Here is a 20478-nt window from a genome sequence, read left to right on the forward strand (position 1 = left end):
TTTATATCACAACAGAATAATTTATGAAATTATTTGAGCCGAGCACTGAAAATAAAAAAACAGCATCTGTTTACAACGCTGAATCCATTGAAGTCCTAAAAGGACTGGATCCGGTCAAAAGAAGGCCCGGGATGTATACCGACACGTCCAGTCCGGATCACCTGGCGTTTGAAGTTATTGACAATGGTGTGGATGAAGCCATAGCAGGATATGCCACCCGGATTGATGTGGTGCTGAAAACAGATCAATCCATTGTTGTTTCGGATAATGGGCGGGGGATGCCCGTGGATATTCATCCGGAAGAAAACATATCCGGTGTGGAATTGATCATGTCCAAACTTCATGCCGGCGCAAAATTTTCCAACAAAGATTATAGTTATTCAGGCGGACTGCACGGTGTCGGGGTGTCTGTTGTCAATGCCTTGTCCATACGGTTGATCATCCATATAAAACGAGACGGGCAGGAATACCGTATTGGGTTCGAAAACGGGATTAAAACCGAAGAACTGACCATTGTCAGATCCATTGGTAAGTCAAACTCCGGAACCTCGCTTCAGTTCTATCCTGACGTGTCTTATTTTGACACCCCTTTTTTTTCAAAAACCGCCTTGAAAAAAGCCTTGAAATCAAAAGCCATTCTCTGTAAGGGGCTTGCCACAAGCTTTTATGATGAAGCATCCGGTGAAAAAGAAACCTGGGAATATGATCATGGCATTGATGCGTATCTCAATGAAACATTAAAAGAAAAAAAATGTATTTTTTCTGCGCCGTTTACCGGTGAACTTCATGGAGAGGATATCCACCTTCTGTGGGCGGTTACCTGGACCCTGGACGTGGGCCAGAACCCCCAGGAAAGTTATGTTAACCTGATTCCGACAAGTCTGGGGGGAACCCATGTCAACGGTTTCAGATCAGGCCTGTTAGAGTCTGTCAGAGAGTTTTGCAAATTCAGGTCCCTCCTGCCCAAAGGCTTGTTCCTGGCGCCCGAAGATATCTGGGACAGTGTCAGCTATATCCTGTCTGTCAAACTGTCCGATGCCCAGTTTTCAGGGCAGACAAAAGAAAGGCTGTCCTCCCGTCATTGTGCCAATCTTGTGAATATCCAGATCAGAGATACGTTCAGTTTATGGTTGAATCAACATATCGAGGAAGGGGAAAAGCTGGCCACCCTGGCCATTGAAAATGCAAAAACACGGCTCAAAAAAGCCAAACAGGTCACAAAAAAAAGGGCCTCAAACGGCATTACACTGCCGGCCAAATTGTCAGACTGCACCAGTGTTGACCAGGCACGACGGGAATTGTTTTTTGTGGAGGGAGATTCTGCCGGCGGCTCGGCAAAGCAGGCAAGAGATCGGCGGTTTCAAGCCATTATGCCGTTGCGGGGTAAAATATTAAATACCTGGGATATCGATTCTTCCGCCATTTTTCAATCCCGGGAAATCAGGGATATTTCCCAGGTTTTAGGTGTGATACCCGGATCTGATGACATTTCCAAACTCAGGTATAATCGAATCTGTATTCTGGCGGATGCGGATTCTGATGGACTGCATATTGCCACGCTGATGTGTGCCTTGTTTTTAAGACATTTCCCCCAAATTGTAAGCCAGGGACATGTGTATATTGCCATGCCGCCATTATACCGGATAGATGTGGGCAAAGAAGTTTTTTATGCGCTGGATGATTCGGAAAAAGAGAATATTATCAAACGGATCAATCGACGCAAAAGGCATGGCAAAATTAATATCCAACGATTTAAAGGGTTGGGCGAGATGAATCCGGCACAGTTGAAAGAGACGACCATTTCACCGGATTCCCGGCGACTTGTCCAGTTATCCGTAGATGATGGTTGCGAAGCATCTGTCAAAGAGGTGTATGCCATCATGGATATGCTCCTGGGCAAAAAAAGATCCAAAGACAGAAAAATATGGATCGAAACCAACGGCAATATAAAAGAGATTGAATAATGAAAGACCTTCTGCCATCTGCGATTGAAGACCATGAAACCATGCCGTTTCAGGAATTTACCCAGAAAGCGTATTTAAACTACTCCATGTATGTCATCCTGGACCGTGCCCTGCCCCATATTGGTGACGGCTTAAAACCGGTCCAGCGCAGGATTATTTATGCCATGAGTCAATTGGGGTTATTGTCCACTGCCAAGTTTAAAAAATCGGCCAGAACCGTGGGGGATGTACTGGGTAAATTTCACCCCCACGGAGATTCCGCCTGCTACGAGGCCATGGTTTTGCTGGCCCAGCCGTTTTCTTTGAGATATCCCCTGGTGGAGGGTCAGGGGAACTGGGGAGATCCCAATGATCCAAAATCCTTTGCCGCCATGCGGTATACCGAATCCAGGTTATCACCGTATGCCCAGATTTTTCTTCAAGAACTGGATCAGGGAACGGTTGACTGGGTGCCGAATTTTGACGGAACCCTCAAAGAGCCCACACTTCTTCCGGCCCGGCTGCCCAATATTTTACTGAATGGGTCCACCGGCATTGCCGTGGGGATGGCCACCAATCTTCTGCCCCATAATCTGCGGGAAGTGTCAAAGGCCCTGATCCATTTAATCGATAATGAAGACGCAGACCTGGCAGATATCTGTCACTTTATCAAAGGTCCTGACTTCCCGACAGATGCTGAAATCATCACCCCGATTTCGGAAATTATGGAGAGTTACAGGACAGGGTACGGAAGGATAAAGATGCGGGCCAAATTCCATGTGGAAGATTCGGAAATTATTTTTACGGCCCTGCCCCATCATGCTTCCACGGAAAAAATCTATGAACAGATTGCCGCCCAGATGGAAGCCAAAAAACTGCCCATGGTCATTGATATCAGGGATGAGTCCGACCACGAAGACCCCACGCGGCTTGTGGTGATACCAAAATCAGGTAAGATTGATGTCAGTGCACTGACCGATCATCTGTTTGCCACCACTGATCTTGAAAAATCATACTCCGTTAACATGAATATGATTGGCATCAACGGCCGGCCCCAGGTTAAAAATCTGCTGGATTTGCTGACAGAATGGCTTGAATTCAGGGCAGAGACCGTCAGAAAAAAATTGACGTTCCGGCTGGAAAACCTTTTAGATCGTCTGCATATCTTGGACGGTTTTCTTATCGCATTCCTGAATCTGGATGAAGTGATTAAAATTATCAGGGGATCTGACCATCCCAAAAAAGACCTGATCAAGGCCTTTTCATTGACGGAGCGCCAGGCAGTGGCCATTCTGGAAATCCGGCTGCGCCAGCTGGCCAGATTAGAAGAAATAAAACTGCAGTCTGAAAAACAGGACCTGGTATCCCAAAGGGAAACCCTTGAAAAAATCCTGGGCAATGAAACCGCATTTAAAGCCTATATAAAAGACAACATCCGATCCGATGCAAAAAAATATGGGGACAAAAGACGATCCCCCATAAAAAAGCGCAAAGAAGCAGAAAAATTTTCAGTTACCGATGTCATGGACATTGAACCGGTCACCGTCATTTTATCAAAAAATGGCTGGATTCGATCGGCCAAAGGCCATGAGATTAATCCGGCAACCGTTAAGTTTAAATCCGGTGATGCGCTGTTAGGGTATTTAAGGACCAGAAGCGACAAACCCATTGTTTTCTTAGACAGTACCGGCAGAAGCTACCGGTTGTTCGCCCATTCACTGCCGTCGGCAAGGGGGAATGGCGAGCCGCTGACCGGTCACCTGTCCATCACACCCAATGCCCATATCAAATTTATGGTATCAGGCGAAGATCACCACCATTTTCTGGTCGCCTCTGACAGCGGGTATGGGTTTATCATTAAATTTGCCGATTTTCTAACCCAGTATAAAAATGGCAAAGCCATTATCTCTTTGAAAAAAAATCATGAATTATTAACACCTGAAAGGGTTGTTGCCCTTGAAACAGACAACATCGCTTCAATCACATCCAAGGGAAGGCTCTTGATATTTGCCTTGAACCTTCTGCCCTACCTGAAAAAAGGACAGGGGAATAAAATTATCTCTATCCCGAAAAAAGAACGCCATTCAACAGATCCCGAAAGACTTCAGTTTCTTAAGATATTACCATCAAACGCGAATCTGATCATCCATTCCGGTAAGCACTCACTCAAATTAACCCCTGGAAATCAAATGGATTATACAGGCATGAGGGGCCATCGGGGCAAAAAACTCCCCCGGGGATACCAAACCGTCGATCGTGTTGACATTGTGCCCATTGAAACGGGTAATCATAAAAAATGAAAAAATTTTTTGTTAATTATTTTATTTTAATCCTCCTGTTAGGGTTATGCTCTTTTTTTATTTTTTTATGTGTAAAAATCCATCATAAGGACTTTAATCCCTATCGCGACAGTGTGGAAAAGATAAAAAAAACAGGAGCCCTCCGGCTGATCACAACGAATGGCATCAATACCTATTACCAGTATAACGGTGATCCTTCCGGATTTGAGTATGACCTTGCCAGGGAATTTGCCAACTTTCTCAATGTTGATCTTGATATTATTACCCCGGGCTGGAACAATATGGTGCCCTTTCTTGAGCAGGGAAAGGGTGATTTTATCGCATCAGGACTTGCCATAACAAAGGAAAAACTTGAAAAGGTCAATTTTTCAATTCCCTATATGACCGTTCAACAGCGCATCATTCACCACAAACTCATTTTAAATCCCAAGAATATTGAAGATCTTGCCAATAGGATCGTGCATGTCCGCCGGGGAACCTCTTATCATTCTCGACTCAAGGAAATTGAAACATCGGGTGTCAAATTTAATTATATTCTTCATAACAATCTCCCCACGGAAGAATTGATCCGTATGGTCAACACCCGGCAAATAAAATTTACCATTGCCAACAATACGGTTGCCTATCTGAATCAACGACATTATCCGGATATCCGCGTCGGGATTCCTTTGCAGAAAAAAGAACACCTTGCCTGGGCGGTCAACAAAAAGGATTCACACCTGCTGGAGCAGATGAATAAATTTTTTCTGTATGCCAATCAAACCGGCCTGTTAAAACAGATATCCGACAAATATTATGCCGACATTGAAAACATAGACCCCTTTGATTTGAAAAAATTTCATCAAAGGATCCGGACCCGGCTGCCCAGATACAAAAAAATAATTATCGAAGAGTCCATGAAATATAATTTTGACTGGAGACTTATGGCAGCTGCTATTTACCAGGAATCCCATTTTAATTCCAACGCAAAAAGCTTTACAAACGTCAGGGGGTTGATGCAACTCACAATGGACACAGCAGAAGAAATGGGGATCGAAGATCGACTGATCCCTTCACAAAGCATTAAGGCCGGAATAAAATATCTTGATAAAATGGTAAAAAAATTCGATTATCTTAAAGATGATTATGAAAAGATTCTGTTTGCTCTGGCCAGTTACAATATCGGCTACGGACACGTGCTGGATGCCATTCAGATTGCCAGAGACATGGGGATGGATGAAACAAAATGGCAAAATTTAAAGACAACGCTGCCATTATTATCAAAATCAAAATACTATGAAAAGACCCGATATGGTTTTGCAAGGGGGTGGGAGCCGGTTCAATATATTGCACGGATTCTTACCTATTTTGACATTCTCAAACAAAAAGATATTCACTAAGGACCAGGACCCTTTTTCATTAAAGATATCTTGCGAAAGCACAATTTTGGTGATCAACAAAATAAAAAAATTGACTTGCCTCGTTCAATTTACTACTTAAAACGGCAACACTGCTAATTGAAACGGCAATTAACAAAGTATAAAACCAATGATTCAAGAGAAAAATCAATGACACAAAAAATTCTGATCAATGCTTTAGATTCTGATGAACACAGAATTGTCGCGCTAAAAGATAACAAACTGGAACAATTTCATATTGAAACGACAGCCAAACAAGTCACACAAGGCAATATTTATAAAGGGATTGTGACAAGAGTTGAACCCAGTCTTCAGGCTGTCTTCGTGGATTATGGCGCGCCCAAGAATGGGTTTCTTCAAAAAAATGAAATCCATACAGACTATTTTCAAGATGTAGAGGCGGGTGAAAAAGCCCTGTTTAAGCTCATCAAAAAAGGACAGGAACTGATTGTTCAAGTGACAAAGGACCCGATCAGTCAGAAAGGGGCCATGCTGACAACCTTTATCTCGCTGCCGGGAAGGTTATCGGTACTCATGCCGGGAAACGCCACAAAAGGGGTTTCCCGAAAAATCGGTGATGAGGATGAAAGAAAACGACTCGCCAATATCATAAAAACAATGAAGATCCCCCCAGGATTTGGCATGATCGTTCGGACGGCCGGTGAAAATTCCACGAAAACCCTGTTAACAGCGGATTTAAAGTATTTGATGCGGGTATGGAACAACATTGACAAAACCGCCATCAAAAACACTGCCCCGTCATTGCTCTACCAGGAGCAGACCCTTGCCGTGAGATCTTTAAGGGATTATTTTACGTCTGATGTCAAAGAAATCCTGATTGACAGTCCTGAAATTTTTAAAGAAGTACAAGAGTTCATCAGTGTGATCGCTCCGAAACAAAAAAAAATAGTCAAACAATTCAAGGGTGAAAAACCCATCTTTACCAAATATCAGGTGGAAGACCAGATCGCATCTATTTATAAAAAAGAAGCGACCCTTAAATCAGGCGGATCCCTTGTCATTGAACAAACAGAAGCCCTGGTGTCCATTGATGTAAACTCAGGAAAATCCACTAAAAAGAAAAACATTGAAGAAACCGCTTATCATACAAACCTTGAGGCCTGTGAGGAAGTTGCCCGGCAATTGAGACTTCGGGATATGGGCGGATTGATTGTGGTTGATTTTATCGATATGAGGGAAAGCGGACACAAGGCAGATATCACGAAAACCCTGAAAAAACATTTAAAATCAGATAAGGCTAAAACAAAAGTGGGCGGCATCACCAAATTTGGATTATTGGAAATGTCCCGGCAACGGATCCGGCACTCCATCACTTTTGGAAGCCATGAGACGTGCCGGCATTGTAAAGGCAGGGGTCAGATCCCTTCAGTGGAAACCCAGGGACTGGCTTTTTTACGGCAGTTGAACTTGAAAACCTTAAAACCTGACATCAAGGAAGCAACCGGTATTGTCCCCCATGAAGTGGCCGGGTATCTGTTAAACAAAAAAAGAGAGGAACTCACTGAAATTGAATCGAAAAGAAAGGTATCCATTACCATTGAGGGCGATCCCCATATGGTTTCCGGGGAAAGCCAAATCAGGGTCAACTCCCATACTGATTGAAGACCTTTCTTGACATAAATGGTTCTATTGTGTATCTGAATCAATTTTAATCTTAAGAAAAACTGTAAACCCTATGCGCCCGAAAAAAAATAATAGCAAAAGAGGTTTCATAACGATTGCCGTGGTTTTGCTTGGGGTGTTTTTTTTCAGGACCCTGTATGTGAATAAGTTTCGAGAAAAGCCCCTGCTATCCCTGAAAAATGAAATCGGGGCAGTGAAAAAACCCGGGGACAATAAAACAGACATGACGACGAATGAAGACGGCATCGTTCAAGGGGATATTGTTGTTATGCCGACCATTGATTATAACCATCTTAATGAAGACAAAAAACTCAAGCACCTCATGGCATCCCGCAAAGCACCCCTGGGAATCAAAAAAAGTCTTGACATGATTGTCAGGTCTGATGAGACCGTTCAAATTGGTGATACGCAAATTTCCATGAGAGATATCCTGGAAAAAGCCTTTGTTAAAGAGGGAGCTGTTTTCCAGGAACGCATCCATGAATCCGGGGCTGTCCTGCCGCAACAGATAAAATCCTACGGGATTTATGTGATTCGGCCCGGGGATAATATATGGAATATTCATTTTAATATTTTAAAAGAATTTTATGAGCATCAGGGGATAATAGTTTCAGCAGAGGCAGATGAACCCATTGATAAAGGCATGAGTTCCGGGATCGGGAAAATTTTAAAGTTTTCCGAAACCCTGGTGATTATTTACAATCTTATTGAAAAAAAGGTGGACTCAGACATTGACCTGGTTGAGCCGCTGAGTAAAATTGTCGTTTACAATATGGAGGAGATATTTTCGCTTCTCCAGGAAGTTGACTATCATAATATAAACAGAATCCACTTTGATGGAAAAACCATCTGGATTCCTGCAAAAAAATCATAACTATGTATTTTATTTATTTTAAGGAGGATTTGCTTTGATTAGTACTGCTTATGCAATGGGACAAACAGGTGGACAAGCGGGTGGAATAGCCGGTTTCTTACCGATTATTATTTTATTTGCCATTTTTTATTTCCTTTTGATTCGACCCCAGCAAAAAAAGGCCAAGGAGCACAGGGAAATGATCGCAAATTTAAAAAAAGGCGTTAGAATCGTTACATCGGGTGGTATTTATGGAACGATCCAAAGTCTAGATGACACGACCATCGGGCTTGAAATTGCTGAAAAGGTAAAAATAAAAATTTCCCGGGGAAATGTTGCTGCGGTAATTTCTGATACGCAACCGGTACAGAAAGAAGATAAAAAAAAATAAATCCATTAGGAGTAATTCGATTTGAAACCATTTACCGTTAAAACTGTATTGATTCTTATTGTTGTTTTGACAGCCGTTGTCTGTTTGCTTCCGACCTTCTTTAATTGCTGGCCCCATAAAAAAATCAATCTGGGGCTGGATCTCCAGGGAGGAATGCATCTTGTACTTGAAGTTCAAAATATCAAAGCAGTTGAAGCAGAGGTGGAAAGAACCATACAAGAGATTAAAAAAGAGATTAGAAATGAAGGTGTGAAGCATTTGGGAATTTCCCGTCTGAATGACAACTCTATTCTTGCTAAATTTCAAGGGGATAAAAACAAATCCGGCTTTGAGACAGTTCTTTCAAAAAACTTTAAAAATTTGATCACCCAACGACCTCAAACCAGCAACAATATCATTTCCTTTAAATTGGCCTTGCCGGAAAAAGAGGTTGCCTCCATTAAGAAAATGGCCACGGAACAGGCCCTTGAAACCATCCGCAACAGGATTGATGAGTTTGGGGTAAGTGAGCCCGATATCCGTATACAGGGTGAAAACAGAATTCTTTTGCAGCTGCCGGGGATCAAGGACCCTGAAAGGGCAAAAAGTCTTATCGGAAAAACCGCCCAATTGACATTCCAACTGGTGGATGATGATGCAGATGTTAATCTGGCCTTAAAAGGAACCCCTCCCGTGGGAGATGAGGTTCTTTATCAAAACAAATACAATCCCGCATCCGGCACATCCACTAAAATTCCTTTTTTAATCAAAAAAAGAGTCCTTTTGGATGGCAGTCTATTAACCGATGCCAGGGTCGAGTTTGACCAATTTCAACAACCCCAGGTGGGGATTGAATTTGATCGAAAAGGGGCCAGAATTTTTGACCGTGTCACCGGGGAAAATATCCATAAACGCCTGGCCATTGTCCTGGATCAATCGGTGTATTCCGCACCGGTCATCCAGGACAGGATTGCCGGGGGAAAAGCCCGAATAACCGGTAACTTTACTTTGAATGAAGCAAAAGATCTGGCCATTGCCCTGAGAGCCGGTTCTTTGCCGGCACCGGTGAATATCATTGAAGAACGGACCGTGGGTCCCACACTGGGGTCTGATTCCATCCGTACCGGGCTTGTTTCAATGGCGGTTGGCGGACTGCTTGTGATCCTGTTCATGGCGATTTATTATAAGGGTTCCGGTTTGATTGCGGATCTGGCACTGATTATCAATATCATTCTTATTGGTGGTGGACTTGCAGCGTTCCAGGCCACCTTAACGCTGCCCGGAATAGCCGGTATCATTCTGACCATCGGTATGGCGGTTGATGCCAATGTGATTATTTATGAAAGGATCAGAGAAGAACTCAAGTCCGGGAAAACAGCCCTGGCATCAGTTCATGCCGGATTTGACCGTGCAACCCTGACAATTCTGGATGCCAATGTGACCACCCTGATTGCCGCCCTGGTGCTTTACCAGTTTGGTACCGGTGCGATCAAGGGATTTGCCGTTACCCTTTGCCTGGGAATTGTGGCAAGTCTTTTTACGGCCCTGGTCCTTTCAAAAAACATTTTTGATTTTGTTCTCAAGAACAAAGTATCGTCAAAATTAAGTATATAAAGGAAAACCATAATGCAACTTATCAAGTCTGGTATTAACATAGACTTTATCGGTAAACGAAAAATCGGATTTGTTTTATCCATTGCCCTGATCCTCCTGAGCATCGGGTCCCTCATTGTTCATAAGGGACCCAACTATGGCATCGATTTTGTGGGGGGGACCATCATCCAGCTCAAATTTTCAGAATCGGTCCCCATTGGCGACATCCGATCCGCCATATCCAATATCGGCTTTAAAGATGCTTCCGTACAGAACTTTGGACAGGATATGGACCATGAATATCTCATCCGGACCAGCAACCTGGAAATGACCAGTAAAGGATTGTCTCAATCCATATCTGATGCGGTCAAAGCAGCCACCGGGATTGTGCCTGAAATCCGAAGGGTGGAGATGGTTGGCCCCCAGATCGGCCAGGACTTAAGGAACAAAGCCCTTTTGGCTATTTTTTATTCCCTGTTATTTATCACCATCTATATTTCCGGCAGGTTTGAATTAAAATGGATGATCTCCGGTGTTACTGCCGGGTCATTAATGACTGCTGTTTATTTTCTGTCCATATTCAATGTCGGTATTGGTGTGCTCATCGCAGCCGCGTTGGTGATCTCTCTAGCCTTGTTCTGGGTATTACAATTCAGATATGCCATGGGTGCCATTGTGGCTCTCCTGCACGATGTGTTGATCACGGTGGGGGTATTCTCAATTTTAAACCTGGATTTTTCTTTGCCGATTATTGCCGCCCTGTTGACCATTATCGGGTACTCATTGAATGATACCATTATTGTCTTTGACCGGATCCGGGAAAACCTGAAAGGGATCAAAACAACGGACAAATTGTCAGTGCTGTTTAATAAAAGCATCAATGAAACCCTTTCCAGAACAATTTTAACATCAACAACCACGTTGATCGTTCTGCTGGCGCTTTACTTTCTGGGGGGAGAAATCATCCATAATTTTGCCTTCGCCATGATTATCGGTGTCCTTATCGGCACGTATTCTTCCATATTTGTGGCAAGCCCTATTGTTCTGGCCGCCACCAAAAGGTAAGGGAATGATTGATTTCAAATCTCATTTGTGTCACCTTGTTTTTCTGTTGATGTCAACAATTTTCTTTGTTTCCTGCGGTGCTATCCATTCAACGGATGGACCCGCAGGAAACCTTGAAAAGAAAACGGCCGCTGAGACCCGGATATCCAGGCTGGAATCGGAACTCTCAGCAGTCAAGCAGGGCCAGGCAGAATTGGTCGTTCAAATGGAAAACAAAAATACCACCTTGGAAACGCTTGAAGAAACCCTTTTGACCATGGAAAAAAAGATATCCGCCCTGGAAAAAAAACCGTCCGCTGCCCGGTATACCGCCCCCTCTGTCAACCCGACATCGCTGTATAAAAAAGCAAGAAACGTTTTAATTGAGGGAAACTATGAAACGGCGGCAGACCTGTTCACTGAGTTTATCAACACCTATCCCCAGGACCACCTGGCCGACAACGCCGTCTACTGGCTGGGGGAGTGTTACTATTCTCTGGGAGAGTATCACCGCGCCATTTCTGTGTTCAAAGATCTGGAACTAAAATATCCAACATCAGATAAAACCCCGGATGCACTGCTAAAATTAGGCTATTCATATTTATCCCTGGCAGATGCCAATCGGGCAAATCACTATTTAAAACAAGTCTTAAAAAAATATCCTTTTTCTTCGGCCGCAGAAAAAGCCCAGGAAAAACTGGAAAAATTTGAATAATATCCATTTTAAACATGCAGACGTCCTTTGAAAAATATCTACCTTGGTTTACGTTGCGGGAAATTCCGTTTTTGGGCAATACCCTGTATAAACGTCTCATCCATGAATTTAACTCCCCGGAAAACGTTTTAAAGGCATCTGAAAATCAACTTCAACGGGTGAACACCCTCTCTTCAAGGATTTTAACCGGCATTCTCCATCATACAGCAGCGCTTTCCAGGGCAAAAAAAGAATTAGATCTTATTTTAAGCAACCATATTCAAATTGTAACCTTGACAGATGCGGCCTATCCTGCGTTACTCAAACAAATTCCAGACCCTCCCCCTTTTTTGACCTACCTGGGCATCCTTGATAACACCGCGCCGAGTATCTCTGTTATCGGCTCAAGGACGGCAACCGCCTATGGCTTAAGTACCTCTGAGAATCTTTCCTATAAATTGGCCATAAACGGATTTCAGATTGTCAGTGGGCTGGCAAGGGGAATTGATACCATGGCCCACAAGGGTGCCTTAAAAGCAAACGGGAAAACCATCGCTGTGATGGGGTCCGGATTGAATAAGATATATCCCAGGGAAAATCAGGGCCTGTTCCAGGCCATTGCGGAAACCGGCACTGTTTTTTCAGAATTCAGAATCAATACCCATCCATTACCCTCAAATTTTCCCATTCGAAACCGGATTATTGCCGGGCTGTCCTGTGGCAGCATTGTTGTTGAAGCTGCCAGAAGAAGTGGATCTTTGATCACGGCTCGACTGGCCGGTGAATATAACCGTGAAGTATTTGCAGTTCCCGGAAGCATCACATCAAAAAAAAGCGAAGGCACCCATTCGCTGTTAAAACAAGGGGCCAAACTAGTTGAAACCGAAATGGATGTGATGGATGAACTCCATCATTTTGTTCATAAAAAACGAGAAACCCGTCCAGCGACCCCTTTAAAACCGACAACCCACCATGAAAAATTCAAACAGCATCCATCTTTAATGATGAATTTTCTTGACCCCTACCCTGTCCATATCGATGTTTTGATCGAGAAAAGCGGAATGGACAGTTCCCAGGTGACATCACAATTACTGGATTTGGAACTGGAAGGTAAAGTGACACGCCATCAGGGCAATTATTATTCGATCTCGGAGGAATACCATTGAGCAAACCCCTAATTATCGTCGAGTCTCCAACCAAAATTAAAACCCTGAAAAAATATGTGGGAAAAGAATTCAATGTAGCTGCCAGTGCCGGCCATATAAGGGACCTTCCCGTTAAAACCCTTGGGATTGATCTTGAAAAAAATTTTAAAGCCCAATATGTCAACATAAAAGACAAATCAAAAGTGATCGCTAATTTAAAGAAACTGGCCAAGGATGCGGATGAAGTCTATCTTGCACCGGATCCGGATCGTGAAGGGGAAGCCATTGCCTTCCACATCATGGATATTTTAAAGAAAAAAGACCGGGTGTTTCATCGTGTTCTTATTCATGAGTTAACGAAAAAAGGCATTCAAGAGGCATTACAGCAGACCCTGGTACCGGATGTTCACAAATATGATGCGCAACAGGCAAGAAGAAAACTGGATCGGCTGGTGGGGTATCAGATTTCTCCGTTGCTATGGCAAAAAGTCCAGAGAGGATTAAGTGCAGGAAGGGTTCAGTCTGTTGCGGTTAAAATTATTTGTGACCGGGAAAGAGATATTCGAAAATTTATTCCGGAAGAATTTTGGACGATTACAGCAGACCTTGTTTCAGAAGCGCCCCCTCAGTTTAATGCCAGCCTCATTAAGATTAACAATAAAAAAGCCAAAATCATTAACGAGAAGCAGGCCACAGGTATTTTAAAAGATCTTGAAGCCGCCCAGTTTGTTATTCATGAAATAAAGACCAAAACCATCAAGCGAAACCCCTTACCCCCCTTTATTACCAGCAAACTTCAACAGGATGCCATTAACCAGCTTAGATTTTCAGCACGAAAAACCATGGTGGTTGCCCAGCAGCTCTATGAAGGCATTGAGATTGGAACAGAAGGCCCGGAAGGCCTGATCACCTATATGCGGACCGATTCCATCAGAATCGCACCGGATGCCGCCCAGGAAGCACAGTCATTTATCCTGCAAAACCTGGGAGAAGAATATGCATTGACCACCCCCCGGTCCTTTAAAAACAAAAACAAGGTCCAGGATGCCCATGAAGCCATTCGTCCCACTTCGGTTTTTCACACACCTGAAAACCTTAAAAAATTTCTATCACCGGATCAGTTCAAACTCTATGACCTGATATGGAAACGGTTTGTGGCATCACAAATGGCCCAGGCCATCATAGACCAGAAGACCATCTTGATTCAGGCAACCGAGACATACCTGTTTTCAGTCAGCGGTTCAACCGTGCGGTTTCCGGGTTTCATGACGCTGTATTCCCAGGATGAGGAAGCAAATGGGAAAGACATACAGGCGCTGCCGGATGCCAAAGAAGGCACCCTGCTGGAAACATTGGGAATTATTCCCAAACAGCATTTTACAAAGCCACCCCCACGATTTTCCGAGGCATCCCTTGTCAAAGAGCTTGAAAAAAACGGTATTGGTCGACCCAGTACCTATGCGTCTATCCTGTCCGTGATCCGGGATAAAGGATATGTGGACCTTGTGAATCGGTATTTTATTCCCAGTGAACTCGGGTTTATTGTCAACGATCTGTTGGTCGCTTCTTTTCCAACGGTTTTAAATATCTCTTTCACCGCCCAGATGGAAACCAACCTTGACGATGTTGAAACCGGTAACTTAGAAGAAGTGCAGCTGTTAACTGATTTTTACACGTCCTTCAAGACATACCTGGATGCGGCAAGTGAACACATGACCAGTGTCAAAGGGGTTGGCATTGAGACAGGCTTGACGTGTCCGTCCTGTGAAAAGCCATTGAATATCAAAATTGGCAAAAACGGTCATTTCCTTGCCTGTACCGGATATCCAGAGTGTTCATTTACCAGCAATTATCTTCGAGATGAACGCGGCAATATTTCAATTGTTGAAAAAATCATTGATAATACCAAGGTCAAAGACTGCATCAAATGTGGTAAACCCATGGTTCAAAAAGAAGGCCGTTTCGGCCCCTTCCTCGCCTGTACCGGATATCCGGAGTGTAAGCATACCGAATCCGTCAATGGGGAATTCAGTGGCAAGGATATCGGCGTAAAATGCCCTGAAACCAATTGCCAGGGAACCATTGTGGAAAAAAAGACCAAAAGAGGAAAAATCTTTTTTGGCTGCTCAACCTATCCGGATTGCACCTTTGCATCATGGGACAAACCGGTTGACAGGGTTTGTCCGGATTGCAACTCACCCTATCTGGTGGAAAAAGAGACCAAAAAGGAAGGAAAATTTTTAAAATGCCCCAACCGGAAGTGTAATTTCAAAGAACCGATATAAAAAATCCGACCCGGTTATTTACCCTTTTTATTCATTAACCCTTTCGACATATTCTCGGGTCCGGGTATCAATTTTTATCATCTGTCCCTGGTCTATAAAGGGGGGCACCTGGACTTCTAATCCGGTTTCAAGGATTGCCGGTTTGGTGCTTCCGGTGGCGGTATCCCCTTTTGCCCAGGGTTCTGATTCCACCACCTGCAAATTGATAAAATTGGGCAGGGTAATCCCAATGGGCAGGCCATTATACAAGAGAATGGTACAGACGGTATTATCCTTAAGCAAATCTGTTGCATCCCCTACCTGGTCTTTGTTCAGGAAATGCTGTTCATAGTTGGCGGTATTCATAAAACAATAACTGTCTTTATCCGAATATAGATATTCCATTTCCTGTTCTTCAAGATCCGCTCGCTTAAACTTGTCACCGGATCGATAGGTCCGTTCGAACAAGTTACCCGTAATCATATTTTTTAATTTGCATTTATAAAGGGACTGCCCTTTGCCGGGTTTTTTAAATTCAAATCCAATAACGATATAGGGTTCACCATCTATTTCAAACTTTAACCCCTTTTTTAAATCACTTGCTAAATACATGTAATGCTCCTCATTTATCTTTCGAATATAATTGTTGCCATCATTTCCTTCTCTTTAATCATATTAGGGGCCAATTGGCAACCTCCGGATACACCAATTCTCATTATGGCAATAACTAAACCGGGTCAGGCGACCATTGCGTTTTATGATGAGAATTGCGGCACCAGATAAAAACAACTTGCTTTTTTGTCTGTATTATAGGAAAAAATATGATTTAGAAATTTTATCAATACAGGGAAAGTGTTATGATCATCGTTATTGATTTCGGTTCACAATTTAACCAGTTGATTGCCAGAAGGGTTAGAGAAAACAACGTTTATTGCCAGGTAGAACCCTCAAATATTTCCGTTGACAAGATAAAGGCCCTCAATCCAAAAGGCATTATTCTTTCCGGAGGCCCTTCCAGCATATATGAAGAAAACAGCCCCCGTATGGACCGATCCCTTTTCGATCTTGGGATCCCCATCCTTGGGATCTGTTACGGGATGCATTACATGGTCCATACCCTGGGCGGGACGATCAAAAAAGCGGCCAAGCGGGAATATGGGTTTGCAAGCCTTGATATCAAGGAACCCGACCCTTTATTCAAAGATATGGACACCGGGTTTCAATGCTGGATGAGTCATGGGGATTCTGCCCTGGAATTGCCGGATAATTTTGTGGTTACCGCTTCCACCAAAAATACGGCCATCGCTGCCATTGCAAATCATGAAAAAAAATTTTACGGGCTCCAGCTTCACCCTGAGGTTGAACACTCAATAAACGGCGCATTGATGATCCGTCATTTTCTATTTGATGTCTGCCAGTGCCAGGAAAACTGGACGATGCAATCATTTTCTGATGGCGCCATTGCCCAGATTAAAGCAGCCGTTGGCGACAAAAAAGTTATTATGGGGCTTTCCGGCGGTGTGGATTCATCCGTTGCCGCGACCCTTATTCATAAAGCCATTGGCAAAAATCTATTTTGTATTTTTGTTGACAACGGGCTGTTGAGAAAAAACGAAAGAGAAACACTTGAAAAAAGCCTGATTGCCAACCTGGATTTAAATATCCGCTTTGTTGATGCAGCAGATAAATTTTTAACCGCATTAAAAGGTGTGACAGATCCTGAAAAAAAACGAAAAATTATCGGGACCCTTTTTATAGACGTGTTTGATGCTGAAGCAAAAAAAATAGATGGTGCCGAGTTCCTGGGACAGGGAACCTTGTACCCGGATATTATTGAATCCAAATCCGCCTTTGGGGGACCCACTGACATCATCAAATCCCATCACAATGTCGGGGGGTTACCGGAAAAAATGAAGCTGAAACTCATCGAACCCCTGCAGCTTCTTTTTAAAGATGAAGTCAGGAAACTCGGCGCCGAACTGGGGATTATTGAGGATCTGATATGGCGGCAGCCTTTTCCCGGGCCGGGACTGGCCATCAGAATCATGGGAGAGATCACCCCGGAACGACTTGAAATTATAAGGGCGGCAGACGCTGTTTTGCTTGAAGAAATAAAAGCTGCCGGACTTTATAGAAAATTATGGCAGTCTTTTGCGGTTCTGCTGCCCATAAAAAGTGTGGGCGTGATGGGAGATAAAAGAACCTTTGCCAATTGTATTGCCATCCGGGCTGTCACCAGCAATGATGCCATGACGGCGGACTGGGCTAAATTACCCCATGACCTTTTAGGTCAGATTTCCAACAGGATTATCAATGAAGTCGACCATATTAATCGCGTCGTTTTTGATATCACTTCAAAGCCTCCCGGAACCATTGAATGGGAATAACTAACATATAAAAATGGATTCAATGAATTTAAAAGATTTCAGACCTGATCATCCGAATTTCGATACGGGGAAAAAGGCCGGGAAAATGAGTGACAGAGACATCCCAGCATCAGCGTATCACGAAGAAATCAATACCCTGAAAATCGATAAGCTTTCCAACCGGGTCACCATTATTTCCATCATTATTCCCTGCCTGATCGGTGCTATTTTTATCTTTGCCTACCTTGATATCACCGAACGTATGGTGGATGTGGATCAGACCAAACAAAGCCAGGTGGAAAGGGTTTCTCAACAAGTAGAAGAAAAATTAAATGCCCTGGATGTAAAAATAGCAAGGAACCGGTATGATCTTGATAATCAGCTGCCGGTATTGAACACGAAAACGACTTCACTTGAAGGCCAGATGGTAAAACTAACCCATTCAAAAGCAGATGCGAAATCTATTGCCGACCAGTTCGATAAACTTAGCAAGCAGGTTGCCAACAACGCGAATCAAGACAAAACAACCCTTCAGACCTTTGAAAGGATCAACAAAGAAACCCTTTCCACCATAAAAAAAAATCAAACCCTGTTTGATACCACATCACAGCAGATAAAAAACGAGATCACCCTGTTTAAAGAAGAATTTGATGTCAGACTTTTGGAGCTTTCCCACTATGACGAGCAAATCGGAGCGCTTCAAAAAGAGTTAAGTCTTCTGGTGAAGAAATATAACCGGTTGGAACAGGAGACCCTCTCATCTGCCACACTTGATGAGCGGTTAACGCCATTAAAAACCGATTTAGACCATCATATAAAGACGATTGATGCGCAGGTAGACGTCTTGAATCGAAAACTTACTGCCAATATATCCCGGCTTCAAAAAGATCTTGACCTGTTGATGAACACGTCTTCGCCCAAAACGCCACCCCAGAAAACACCCCCCCTTTTTAAACCAGAACCACAAATCAATATTGATTCATCTGATGCCGTTAAGATTGAACAAGAATCTCTGGACCAATAGAGGGTGAGTGCCGGGTTCTTTTGATATCATTTGCAGACAAACAAGAAGGTCGACTTCAGACGGAACATCAGCTGTTACATCAAACCATTGGGTTTTCCGCAGCGTATCTGGCCGTTCAATATCTTTTTTCTCACATAAAAAAAACACCGGAATCCATCACCGAACAAACCGTCACAGCACTCTTGATGCTGATTCAATCCAACCGGTACGCTGCCAAACGACAAGCCTATTTCCTGTATAAAGAGACGGCCTGTGCCCTGATCCATCTGTCCTTTGACAGGACACACCCTTTGGCCGGGTTTAGCATTTTTAAACTTCAGGAACTCTTACTCTCAAGTCACGGGAAAAAACATCGAGCGGTTTCAGAAGCGCTTGGATCTTTGCCCTTAACCATCACCGGCCCGGATATCCAGGCCATAAACCTGAATGACCGGGTGGACGTATCATTTGATACCTTGTTGTGTCAGCTGGAGGATCTGGATATCACCGCTTTTCACTGGCATGGCAGAACCCTCAGGGGCGAGATGCCCAATGGACACATCGCTTGTATTAAATTTGCCCGATCAAAAGAAAATGGGGCTGACCTCATCATGGAATCCCATTGGCTTCATTTTTTAAGGGACAATCCCCCCTGCCGGCAGTCGACATTTAAAATCCCTATTCCTGTCTGCATCAACAATACGGCCTTGTTTAAGTTAACCCATCTGCCGAATGTCATCCGGGAAAACCCCCATATATCAAAAGAATATCTGGCCATTGTTTTTATCGCAGAAAAAGATTATTTCTTTTATCCCAATGCCCCGGATTTTTTTAAAGACCAACGCATGGCTGTGAAAGAAATATTCAGGCGAAATGCATGGCTTCTGGGAAAGTTAACGTCCCAAGGGATTATCCATACCGCCCTTATTCCTTTATTTCATAACCGGGTCCAGCAATCCCGGCGTGATGATCACGGCGTCTACGTCTGGGAACAGGGCGGCAGGCTGGACAAATGGCTTGAATCCAGCCAGTTTCCGAATTTTGCAAAATCCGGTTTAAGGGATTTTGAACATTTGATAGCCATTAAAGATACCAAAAAACTACACCATTTTATTGGAGAACACATTTTAGGCTTTGTGCTGGTTGTGGGAAGTGTTTTTCGAAACAAAGCCCCGGAACGACTCGGATGGGATGAAAACGGTCACCCGATTGATACCCGGAGCCTTTTTGACAGGTCCGTGTTTTCAGAACTGTTCCAGGATATTGTGCGTCTTTATTATCAAGGCATGACCGGTGTTCCCTTAAAGACCATCAACCAATTTTTTGATGACCGTTTGATCGACCGTCTCATTGAAACCATGGGGATGGACCATCACATGGAAGAAACCCTTCGGATCCGGGATCAAGACAACATGACGGAAACTGAGTTTCATGATTTTTTAATTTCCCGGGGATATGACACCTCCCTGCCGGCTCATATTAAAAAAGGCGACCAGGATATCGTTTTAAATACCGGCCCTCATTTAGGCGGCTTTAACCAACCCATTTCAGTCCCGGAATTGATGGAATTTCTCTTTTGTCTCTCTTCCCTGTGCATATCTGACCGGTACCTCATGGAAAATGGGTTGAAAGCTTCTTCAAATTAGGGTAGTATATTCCATTCTTTGGGGATACCATTAAAAAGGATTAGAAATGTCTAAACAATACCCGGAATGCCCGCTCTATAATCACGCAACCTGCAGAGAATTGCATAACCCAAAGCTTTGTGCCATCATACGAGAGGACAAAATCTGTTTTAAAAAGCAACAAAAACCCAAAAAAGAGACGTCCAAACAAGATTCCACCGAGATCCCCTCGTAATC

16 protein-coding genes are annotated in these 20478 nt (G+C 43.5%); 15 read left to right on the plus strand and 1 reads right to left on the minus strand.

All coding sequences use genetic code 11. From position 1 onward, the window contains the following. Positions 1 to 23 precede the first annotated feature (23 nt). The 11 genes from parE (at position 24) to topA (ending at position 15268) form a co-directional block, all read left to right on the plus strand. Positions 24 to 1964 carry a DNA topoisomerase IV subunit B gene (parE, locus tag Q1Q15_RS08490; protein WP_300458483.1) on the plus strand — a complete coding sequence of 647 codons (1941 nt, stop codon included), beginning with the start codon at positions 24 to 26 and terminating at the stop codon, positions 1962 to 1964. Continuing rightward, positions 1964 to 4243 (plus strand): DNA topoisomerase IV subunit A, encoded by a 2280-nt coding sequence (gene parC, locus Q1Q15_RS08495; protein ID WP_300458485.1) that lies wholly within the window; start codon positions 1964 to 1966, stop codon positions 4241 to 4243. The genes parE and parC overlap by 1 nt, the downstream gene beginning before the upstream one ends. Beyond that, positions 4240 to 5622 carry a membrane-bound lytic murein transglycosylase MltF gene (gene mltF, locus Q1Q15_RS08500; RefSeq protein WP_300458488.1) on the plus strand — a complete coding sequence of 461 codons (1383 nt, stop codon included), beginning with the start codon at positions 4240 to 4242 and terminating at the stop codon, positions 5620 to 5622. The genes parC and mltF overlap by 4 nt, the downstream gene beginning before the upstream one ends. A 168-nt stretch (positions 5623 to 5790) precedes the next feature. Then, positions 5791 to 7263 carry an Rne/Rng family ribonuclease gene (locus Q1Q15_RS08505; protein WP_300458491.1) on the plus strand — a complete coding sequence of 491 codons (1473 nt, stop codon included), beginning with the start codon at positions 5791 to 5793 and terminating at the stop codon, positions 7261 to 7263. A 160-nt stretch (positions 7264 to 7423) separates the two neighbouring features. Further along, a complete protein-coding gene (locus Q1Q15_RS08510; protein ID WP_300458492.1) occupies positions 7424 to 8158 on the plus strand; it encodes a hypothetical protein in 735 nt (244 codons plus the stop codon). 34 nt (positions 8159 to 8192) lie between these two features. After that, positions 8193 to 8528 carry a preprotein translocase subunit YajC gene (gene yajC / locus Q1Q15_RS08515; RefSeq protein ID WP_300458495.1) on the plus strand — a complete coding sequence of 112 codons (336 nt, stop codon included), beginning with the start codon at positions 8193 to 8195 and terminating at the stop codon, positions 8526 to 8528. A 21-nt stretch (positions 8529 to 8549) separates the two neighbouring features. Then, positions 8550 to 10121 carry a protein translocase subunit SecD gene (gene secD / locus Q1Q15_RS08520; RefSeq protein ID WP_300458496.1) on the plus strand — a complete coding sequence of 524 codons (1572 nt, stop codon included), beginning with the start codon at positions 8550 to 8552 and terminating at the stop codon, positions 10119 to 10121. Positions 10122 to 10133: 12 nt separating this feature from the next. Then, complete coding sequence (secF, locus tag Q1Q15_RS08525; RefSeq protein WP_300458499.1) at positions 10134 to 11165, plus strand: protein translocase subunit SecF; 1032 nt, start codon at positions 10134 to 10136, stop codon at positions 11163 to 11165. A gap of 4 nt (positions 11166 to 11169) precedes the next feature. Further along, positions 11170 to 11859, plus strand: a complete 690-nt coding sequence (ybgF, locus tag Q1Q15_RS08530) for a tol-pal system protein YbgF (RefSeq protein WP_300458501.1) — start codon at positions 11170 to 11172, stop codon at positions 11857 to 11859. 71 nt (positions 11860 to 11930) lie between these two features. Beyond that, complete coding sequence (dprA, locus tag Q1Q15_RS08535) at positions 11931 to 13004, plus strand: DNA-processing protein DprA (protein ID WP_300458502.1); 1074 nt, start codon at positions 11931 to 11933, stop codon at positions 13002 to 13004. Continuing rightward, positions 13001 to 15268, plus strand: coding sequence for a type I DNA topoisomerase (gene topA / locus Q1Q15_RS08540; RefSeq protein ID WP_300458504.1), 2268 nt, complete (start codon positions 13001 to 13003; stop codon positions 15266 to 15268). Before dprA ends, topA begins: the two co-directional genes overlap by 4 nt. 27 nt (positions 15269 to 15295) lie before the next feature. On the opposite strand, the gene efp is transcribed toward topA, so the two are convergent. Continuing rightward, complete coding sequence (gene efp, locus Q1Q15_RS08545; protein ID WP_300458506.1) at positions 15296 to 15859, minus strand: elongation factor P; 564 nt, start codon at positions 15857 to 15859, stop codon at positions 15296 to 15298. A gap of 245 nt (positions 15860 to 16104) precedes the next feature. Between efp and guaA the strand changes: the two genes are divergently transcribed. From guaA to Q1Q15_RS08565, 4 genes are read left to right on the plus strand one after another with little or no spacing between them, the layout of a single operon-like run. Continuing rightward, positions 16105 to 17634, plus strand: a complete 1530-nt coding sequence (guaA, locus tag Q1Q15_RS08550) for a glutamine-hydrolyzing GMP synthase (RefSeq protein WP_300458507.1) — start codon at positions 16105 to 16107, stop codon at positions 17632 to 17634. A gap of 22 nt (positions 17635 to 17656) precedes the next feature. Then, entirely contained in the window at positions 17657 to 18637 is a 981-nt protein-coding gene (locus Q1Q15_RS08555; RefSeq protein WP_300458509.1) for a hypothetical protein, read from the plus strand. 20 nt (positions 18638 to 18657) lie between these two features. After that, the gene (locus Q1Q15_RS08560) at positions 18658 to 20262 is read left to right on the plus strand and encodes a SidJ-related pseudokinase (RefSeq protein WP_300458511.1); all 1605 of its coding nucleotides are present in this window, start codon (positions 18658 to 18660) and stop codon (positions 20260 to 20262) included. 46 nt (positions 20263 to 20308) lie between these two features. Next, positions 20309 to 20476 carry a hypothetical protein gene (locus tag Q1Q15_RS08565; RefSeq protein WP_300458513.1) on the plus strand — a complete coding sequence of 56 codons (168 nt, stop codon included), beginning with the start codon at positions 20309 to 20311 and terminating at the stop codon, positions 20474 to 20476. Positions 20477 to 20478: the final 2 nt, after the last annotated feature.

The organism is Desulfobacula sp. (genome assembly GCF_030145145.1).
In the GTDB taxonomy this organism is placed as follows: Bacteria; Desulfobacterota; Desulfobacteria; order Desulfobacterales; family Desulfobacteraceae; genus Desulfobacula.

Bases quoted from the DNA above. Each gene is read 5' to 3' on its own strand.
- Q1Q15_RS08555 (WP_300458509.1), top strand. From the start codon at position 17,657: ATGAATTTAAAAGATTTCAGACCTGATCATCCGAATTTCGATACGGGG.
- ybgF (WP_300458501.1), top strand. From the start codon at position 11,170: ATGATTGATTTCAAATCTCATTTGTGTCACCTTGTTTTTCTGTTGATG.
- mltF (WP_300458488.1), top strand. From the start codon at position 4,240: ATGAAAAAATTTTTTGTTAATTATTTTATTTTAATCCTCCTGTTAGGG.
- Q1Q15_RS08505 (WP_300458491.1), top strand. From the start codon at position 5,791: ATGACACAAAAAATTCTGATCAATGCTTTAGATTCTGATGAACACAGA.
- Q1Q15_RS08565 (WP_300458513.1), top strand. From the start codon at position 20,309: ATGTCTAAACAATACCCGGAATGCCCGCTCTATAATCACGCAACCTGC.
- efp (WP_300458506.1), bottom strand. From the start codon at position 15,859: ATGTATTTAGCAAGTGATTTAAAAAAGGGGTTAAAGTTTGAAATAGAT.
- parC (WP_300458485.1), top strand. From the start codon at position 1,964: ATGAAAGACCTTCTGCCATCTGCGATTGAAGACCATGAAACCATGCCG.
- parE (WP_300458483.1), top strand. From the start codon at position 24: ATGAAATTATTTGAGCCGAGCACTGAAAATAAAAAAACAGCATCTGTT.
- secF (WP_300458499.1), top strand. From the start codon at position 10,134: ATGCAACTTATCAAGTCTGGTATTAACATAGACTTTATCGGTAAACGA.
- guaA (WP_300458507.1), top strand. From the start codon at position 16,105: ATGATCATCGTTATTGATTTCGGTTCACAATTTAACCAGTTGATTGCC.